Annotated in this window: 5 protein-coding genes; 4 read left to right on the top strand and 1 reads right to left on the bottom strand. The window is 36.6% G+C overall.

The window, feature by feature from the left end; genetic code table 11:
* The 4 genes from thiC to SFT90_03010 form a co-directional block, all read left to right on the top strand.
* On the top strand, window positions 1-1,414 hold a 1,414-nt coding region (thiC, locus tag SFT90_03025; GenBank protein MDX1949459.1), incomplete at its 5' end, for a phosphomethylpyrimidine synthase ThiC.
* The gene (locus SFT90_03020; protein ID MDX1949458.1) at window positions 1,414-2,241 is read left to right on the top strand and encodes a hypothetical protein; all 828 of its coding nucleotides are present in this window, start codon (window positions 1,414-1,416) and stop codon (window positions 2,239-2,241) included. The genes thiC and SFT90_03020, both read left to right, overlap by 1 nt.
* A 255-nt stretch (window positions 2,242-2,496) precedes the next feature.
* Window positions 2,497-2,790, top strand: coding sequence for a GIY-YIG nuclease family protein (locus tag SFT90_03015; GenBank protein ID MDX1949457.1), 294 nt, complete (start codon window positions 2,497-2,499; stop codon window positions 2,788-2,790).
* Between the two features lie 158 nt (window positions 2,791-2,948).
* Complete coding sequence (locus SFT90_03010; protein ID MDX1949456.1) at window positions 2,949-3,248, top strand: YciI family protein; 300 nt, start codon at window positions 2,949-2,951, stop codon at window positions 3,246-3,248.
* On the opposite strand, the gene rfbD is transcribed toward SFT90_03010, so the two are convergent.
* Window positions 3,245-3,934: dTDP-4-dehydrorhamnose reductase (gene rfbD, locus SFT90_03005; GenBank protein MDX1949455.1), on the bottom strand; the 690-nt coding region annotated here is incomplete at its 5' end. The genes SFT90_03010 and rfbD overlap by 4 nt on opposite strands.

Genomic DNA, 3,934 nt, shown 5'->3' with positions numbered 1-3,934 from the left:
GAAAAATTCTAAAGGTGGGTTTAGCTGGGGTGCTAATATTCCTGAGGAAATCACGCCGGAGTTTGTGCGTTCAGAAGTGGCTCGTGGCCGTGCGATTATCCCTTCAAATATTAATCACCCTGAATCTGAGCCAATGATTATAGGGCGAAATTTCTTGGTGAAAATCAACACAAATATTGGCAATTCTGCAATCACTTCTTCAATTGGTGAGGAGGTTGAAAAGATGGTTTGGTCTTGCCGTTGGGGCGGGGATACGCTGATGGATTTATCCACTGGTAAAAATATTCATACAACCCGCGAATGGGTAATTCGTAACTGCCCAGTGCCAGTTGGAACAGTGCCAATTTATCAAGCACTTGAAAAAGTTGGTGGCATTGCTGAAGATCTCACTTGGGAAATTTATCGTGATACATTAATTGAGCAAGCCGAGCAAGGCGTTGACTATTTCACAATTCATGCGGGAGTTCGCCTTCCATTTGTGCCATTAACTGCGAATAGAGTTACGGGAATTGTTTCTCGTGGTGGTTCAATTCATGCGAAATGGTGCATTGCACACCATAAGGAAAACTTCCTCTACACTCACTTTGAGGAAATCTGCGAGATTATGAAAGCATATGATGTAGCGTTTTCACTTGGTGATGGTCTTCGCCCTGGCTCTATCGCTGATGCGAATGATGCGGCACAATTTGCAGAGCTTAAAACCCTTGGGGAGCTTACGCAAATTGCTTGGAAGCACGATATTCAAACCATGATAGAAGGCCCCGGCCATGTGCCAATGCACCTCATCAAAGAGAATATGGATAAACAGCTAGAAGCCTGCTCAGAAGCACCTTTCTATACTTTAGGCCCCCTCACAACTGATATTGCACCGGGTTATGATCACATAACTTCAGGCATTGGTGCGGCAATGATTGGCTGGTTTGGAACGGCAATGCTATGTTATGTTACGCCAAAAGAACATCTTGGTTTGCCTAATAAAGACGATGTAAAAACTGGCGTTATCACTTATAAAATTGCGGCACACGCGGCGGATTTAGCCAAAGGCCACCCCGGTGCGCAAATGCGTGATGATGCTTTATCAAGAGCAAGATTTGATTTTAGGTGGGAGGATCAATTTAATTTATCGCTTGATCCAGATACCGCAAGGGCTTTTCACGATGAAACTCTGCCGAAGGATTCCGCAAAAGTGGCCCATTTTTGTTCTATGTGTGGCCCCAAATTCTGCTCAATGAAAATTACTCAGGAGGTTAGGGAGTTTGCGAAAACCGATGCTTCGTTGACTAGTTCTTTCGTTGATTCCAAACAACAAAGCAACGAATCAACGAATCAACAAACCATAGAAAAATCCTTCAACGAAATGTCCCAAAAATTCAAGGAAATGGGCAGTGAGGTTTATGTGAAGGTGGAGGGGTGATGGAAAATTTTGAAGAATATACTAAAGAATATACTAAAGAATATTTATTTGCTGATTCTGTTTTAGAATGTTTATCTAAACAAAAAGAGTTAATAGGCTTAATAGAAGATTTTTCTAAACAAAAAAATCACTTAATACAAAATTCAAAAAGCATTGGTTTATCCGAAGTTCTAGAAAAAGATTTTCTTGCGGAAAGATATCATCTAGAGTTATTAAAGAACCAACATAAGTTGTTTTCTACTCTAAATAACTTGTGTACTGCTCATCCACTTTTAACTAATTCAATAAAATATGTCTTTAAGCAAGCTACTCAGGCTGAGCAATTATCAGAAAAAGCTCTAAGGGACGCTCAAACTGCTTCTGGAATTTCTGCTTCTGCTAAGCAACAAGAGTTTTTTAATGCAGAAGATAAAGCACTAAAAACCCCATTCTATATATGGTTATTTATATCAATAATCTTGTTTGGTGCGACTATAATAGCACCACTTTATATTGTAGATTTTGTTTTTAAATTCATAACTCTTAATGAAGATTTGAAGCCATTCTTGCTAATTTCAACCAAGGTAGTTTCTACTTTCTTATTTGCATCTATAACATTTTGGGCAAGCAGGATGTATAGATATTACTTGAATTTAAGAAGGATATACAAAGATAAGGTAATTTTAATAAAAACATACACAGCCTATCTAAATTCTACAGAGGATGAGGCTACTAAAAATTTAATTAAGCAAAAAATGGTGGATGTAATTTTTACGCCAATTAGCGTTAATGCCCCTGGTATTTCTAACTCAGATATTTCAAAGATATTAGAGATACATAAAAAATAAATTTCCTCCCTTTGTCACCCCGCACTTGTTGCGGGGTAGATTGTTATCCAGAACTCTCAAGAAAAGTGTTTTTAAGAAGGAAAATTAGATTTAAGTTTTTTATATAAAGAAACCATCTACCCCGCAACAAGTGCGGGGTGACAAACAGATGATTGTGCGGGGTGACACAGAATAGAAGAAAGTTTGTGGGGTGACAATCGGTGGATAAGATGATAATAATCAACAAAAAATAATAACCTTTTAAACCTTGCTTCTATGCAAAGCTCATATTTTGTATATATCTTAACGGATAGTCAAAATGAGAAATTTTATACCGGCGTTACTAACGATTTATGCAGAAGAATTTGGGAGCACAAAGAAGGCGTAGTTGCAGGATACACAAAAGAAAATAGCCTAGTTAAGCTTGTTTACTATGAATCATATCAAGATGTTAGAGATGCAATTCAACGGGAAAAGTTGATGAAAAAGTGGAAAAGAAATTATAAAATTGATGCGATAAATAAGTTTAATCATGATTGGGAAGATTTGTATTTTCAACTAAATGGATAACATTTTTGTTTTTCTTAAATTTTACCACGGATTGTCACCCCGCACTAGTTGCGGGGTTGAGCAGAGTTTTAAACCGCCAATCTACCCCGCAACTAGTGCGGGGTGACAATATGTGATTAAGAAAGTAATAATTTTGTTAAATTAGATATTAAATTTTTATGCCCAATATTTTCATCATAGACATAATCTACACAAAACCACTCGCTGAAATTGATTTGCATGTGGCGGAGCATCGGGCGTATTTGGATAAATTTTACACTTCCAAACACCTAATATTTTCAGGGCGGAAGAACCCGCCATCTGGTGGAATAGTGGTGGGTATGTTCGCTGATATTAATGAAGCTGAAAAATTTGTTGCAGGTGACCCCTTCAAAATCAAAAACCTCGCTGATTATAAAATCACCGAATTCAACCCAGTAAAATATAACCAACAGGTAAAAGATATTTTAGGATTTTAGATTTTCTTAAAAAACTCTTCTAATGAATTTTCAATTTTTGGAAGTTTAATCCCAAGTATTTTTAATGCCTTACTTGAATCTAGCCTTGAGTTTAGTGGGCGTTTTGCTCTAACTGGAAATTCTGAAGTTTTAATTGGCAGAATCCCCTTAACTTTTAAGGGCTTGCTATATTTTCTGGCTTTTTCAACAATTATTTTGGCAAATTCAAACCAAGAGATATATTCTTCCGGCGTTAGGTGATAAATGCCAAAATCGCTAGATTTATTTTCAATAATTTTAAGCGTTGCTTTGGCTATATCCATTGAATAACAAGGGCTTCCAACTTGATCAGCGACAATTTTAAGCTCATCTCGTTCAGAAGCAAGTTTCAATATTGTGAAGGGAAAATTTTTGCCAGAATGATTATAAACCCAACTAATTCTAAAAATAAAATATTTACAGCCTGAATTTATAATTTCTTTTTCTGAATTTAGCTTGGTTTCACCATAATAATTTATCGGGTTAAGGTTTTCTGAATTTTCTTCGGTAAAAGGCAATTCTCCTGAGCCATCAAAGACATAATCAGTTGAGTAATGAATTAGTTTTGCATCAATTTTTTTGCAAAAATCAGCGATAATTTTTACCGCATTAACATTTATTGCGTTGCAGATTTCCCTCTCATCTTCGGCTTTATCAACGGCAGTGTA

The organism is Rickettsiales bacterium (assembly GCA_033762595.1).
Lineage (GTDB): Bacteria > Pseudomonadota > Alphaproteobacteria > Rickettsiales > UBA8987 > JANPLD01.
This window is presented reverse-complemented; position numbering and strand designations above follow the sequence as displayed.